The sequence below is a fragment of the Asanoa sp. NPDC050611 genome (assembly GCF_040654855.1).
Classification (GTDB): Bacteria; Actinomycetota; Actinomycetes; order Mycobacteriales; family Micromonosporaceae; genus Asanoa.
Window position 1 is genome coordinate 1 of sequence record NZ_JBFAIU010000514.1, and the last position, 3722, is coordinate 3722.

General features: G+C 68.8%; 1 protein-coding gene and 1 pseudogene. Both read left to right on the forward strand.

All coding sequences use genetic code 11. The features are described 5' to 3' along the window. On the forward strand, positions 1 to 3602 hold a 3602-nt coding region (locus tag AB0H87_RS39365), incomplete at its 5' end, for a family 16 glycoside hydrolase (protein ID WP_360158163.1). Between the two features lie 27 nt (positions 3603 to 3629). Beyond that, positions 3630 to 3722, forward strand: a pseudogene (locus AB0H87_RS39370) (2-oxoacid:ferredoxin oxidoreductase subunit beta); the annotation flags it as partial.

The following is a 3722-nucleotide window of genomic DNA, read 5'->3' on the forward strand; positions in this document are numbered from 1 at the left end:
GGCACGATCACGGTCACCCCGTTCACGGCGCTGCGGCCCGGGCCCAGCCGGGCTCGGAGTGGTTCACCGGCCTGATCGGCACGCGGCCGGCGCCGAGCCTGCCCAACGCCGAGAAGGTCGTGGAGTCCGCGGCCAGCGCCAACAACCCGCCGAACGAGGTCGTCGCGAACCTCTTCGACGGCCGGACCGGCACGAAGTGGCTCGGCTTCGCCCGCACCGCCTGGCTACAGGGCAAGCTCGCGGCCCCCACCGTGATCAACCGGTACGCGCTGACCTCGGCCAACGACTTCGCCGGCCGCGACCCGCGCGACTGGAAGCTGCAGGGCTCGAACGACGGCCAGTCCTGGACCGACCTGGACACCCGCACCAACCAGGTGTTCGACCAGCGGTTCCAGACCCGGCAGTTCTCCTTCACCAACACGACCGCCTACCTGTACTACCGGCTGGACATCACGGCCAACAGCGGCGAGTCGGCCACGCAGCTCGCCGAGATCTTCCTGATCGGCCCGGACGCCGGCCCGCCGCCGGAGGCCAACGTGCAGCAGGCGACGGTCAGCGTCACCGACCGGCAGCACCCGGCCAACAAGGGCCTGCCGCTGACCTGGACCCGGTCGGACCAGTGGATCAACTGGGACCCGAACCCGACCGGCAACGTGCAGACGATCGCCCAGGTGCAGGAGCACACGTACAACGCCGGCCTGTCGGGCAACGGCGCGTTCCACCCGATCTCCTGGTGCCGGGACTACGACGGCGGCCGCTCCTTCTACACCGGCATGGGGCGCACCGACGCCAGCTACACCACCGACACGAAGTTCCTGGGCCACCTGCTCGGCGCGATCCAGTGGACCACCGGCCTCGTGCGCGGTGACTGCCAGGCGACCATCGCGTCGAACTACAAGGTCGAGCGCCTGACCGCGGCCAACCAGCCCGGCCAGCTCGACCAGATCGGCGAGCCGCACGGCCTGACGATCGCCAACGACGGCACCGTCTTCTACATCGGCAAGGCGGCCTGCCCGAGCGGCCCGGTCGTCGACTGGAGCAACCCGAACGTCGGCCTCGGCTGCGGCACCATCCACTCCTGGGACCCGCGTACCAAGCAGGTCAAGCTCCTCACCACGCTGCGGGTGATGGGCAACCGGGGCAGTGGCAGCGAGCTCGTCAAGAACGAGGAAGGCCTGGTCGGCATCACCCTCGACCCGAAGTTCGCCGAGAACGGCTGGGTCTACGTCTACTGGATGCCGCACGAGTCGATCGACCGCGAGAAGCGGATCGGCCAGCGGACCGTCTCGCGGTTCACCTACGACAAGGCCGCGCAGACGATCGATCAGGCGACGCGCAAGGACCTGCTGCACTGGGACACGCAGATCCACAGCTGCTGCCACGCCGGTGGCGGCATGACCTTCGACGAGTCCGGCAACCTCTACATCGGCTCCGGTGACAGCAACTCGTCCGGCGGCTCCGACGGCTACTCCGGCAACAACTGGACGCAGGAGTTCGCGGGCACGTCGTTCCAGGACGCCCGCCGCACCGCCGGCAACACGAACGACCTGAACGGCAAGATCATCCGGATCCACCCCGAGGACGACGGCACCTACACGATCCCCGACGGCAACCTGTTCACCGGCCACGAGGGCGGTGGCGGCAAGGCCCGTCCGGAGATCTACGTGATGGGCGTGCGCAACATCGCCCGGATCGCCTGGGACCCGGTCAACAACTGGCTCACCGCCGGTTGGGTCGGCCCCGACGCGGGTGCGCCGAGCCCGGAGCTGGGCCCGGCCAAGTACGAGACGGCGACCATCATCACGCAGGCCGGCAACCACGGGTGGCCGTACTGCATGGGCAACCGGCAGCCGTACCGCGACCGCAGCAACACCGACGCGACCCAGCTGACCGGTTGGTACGACTGCGACAACCCGAAGAACGAGTCGCCGCGCAACACCGGTCTGGTCAACCTGCCGCCGATCCGCGACAACATGATCTGGTACTCGCCGCAGGGCGGTGGCCCGGTCTTCCCGAAGCGCACCGACGGCAGCGGGCTGCCCACCTACGTGCAGTCCGAGACCACCTACACCCAGCCTTACCTGACGGGTGGCGGACAGGCCATCATGGACGGTCCGACCTACCACCGCGAGAACGTCGACGTGAACAGCGGTGTGGCCTGGCCGGCGTACTGGGACGACAAGTGGTTCATCGGTGACCAGTCCAACGCCAACAACCGGATCGCCGTCACCGTCAACCCGGAGACGGCCCGCGAGGCGGGTGCCCCGGCGTTCGCCGAGGACCTGCGCCGCATCATCCCGGGCGGCACCAACGGGCAGACCCAGCTCCAGTCCTGGATGGACGCCAAGTTCGGCCCGGACGGCGCGCTCTACATGCTCGACTACGCGGGCGGCTTCTTCAGCCTGCACGGCAACCAGAAGCTGATCCGGATCACCTACAGCGGTGGTCAGGCGACCCCGAACCCGAGCCTGGCGACGGCGAAGTCGGCGACCCCGACCACGCCCCGCACGATCGAGTTCAACAGCAACCGGGTCGGCGGCGTGGCCTGGGAGTGGGACTTCGGCGACAACACCAAGGGCTCCACGGCCCCGCACCCGAAGCACACCTACAAGCGCTACGGGACCTTCACCGCCAAGCTCAAGGTGACGTACGCCGACGGTGAGGTCGTCGAGTCGAGCATCCCGGTCACCGCCGGGTGTGTCGCGGCCGACGCCCGGCCGACGGTCTACTTCCTGGAGACCGACAGCGGCGTGGCCAACCGGCAGGTCGGCGGCGGCTGCACGATCAACGACCTGATCGACGACGAGACGACGTGGCCCAACCGGGGCGCCTTCGCCGACCACCTCGACACGGTGATCACGGAGCTGACCACGGCCCACGTCATCGACAACCAGGAGGCCAACTCGCTGCGGCGGACCGGCACCCAGTCGCCGATCGGCGCCACCAACGGGTACCAGACGATCTTCGACGGATCGGCGTACTCGCTGGCCGGCTGGCGGCAGGCGCCCAGCGGCAACTTCGGCCTCCGGCCGGACGGCTCGATCCGCAGCAGCGGCGGCCTGGGCATGCTGTGGTACGCGGACCAGGCGTTCGCGGACTACTCGATCAAGTTGCAGTTCAAGGACATCTCGCCGGACACCGTCCGGGCCAACAGCGGTGTGTTCGTCCGGTTCCCGGACCCGCGCACCCCGCTGGAGCAGCGCCCGCCGGGTTCCTGCGGGACGGTCGGGTCGGCACGGTCGTCGCAGGCCTGGGTCGCGATCTTCTGCGGCCACGAGATCCAGATCTACGACGGCGCGACGGGCGAGCCGCAGAAGACCGGCTCGGTCTACAACTTCGACCCGAACAACCTGGCCGAGTCCGGGGCCACCGAGAAGGGCGTCTGGAACGACTACGAGATCCGCGTGATCGGCCAGCGCTACATGATGATCCGCAACGGCGTGGTGATCAACGAGTTCGACAACACGCCGGGCAAGCAGTCGTCGCGCGCGGGTGACCCGCCGACCGACATGCGCCAGTTCCTCAGCGGTTTCGTCGGGTTGCAGAACCACGGCAACAGCGACGTGATCGAGATCCGCAACGTGCGGGTCCGCACCTACTGATTGATCCGGATGACCGGGTACGGGCGCCTGTCGGTGAGCCGGCCGGACCTGTCGGTCTGGGTGGTCACCGGTGACGGCGACGCGCTCTCGATCGGCGGCAACCACCTGATCCACGCGCTG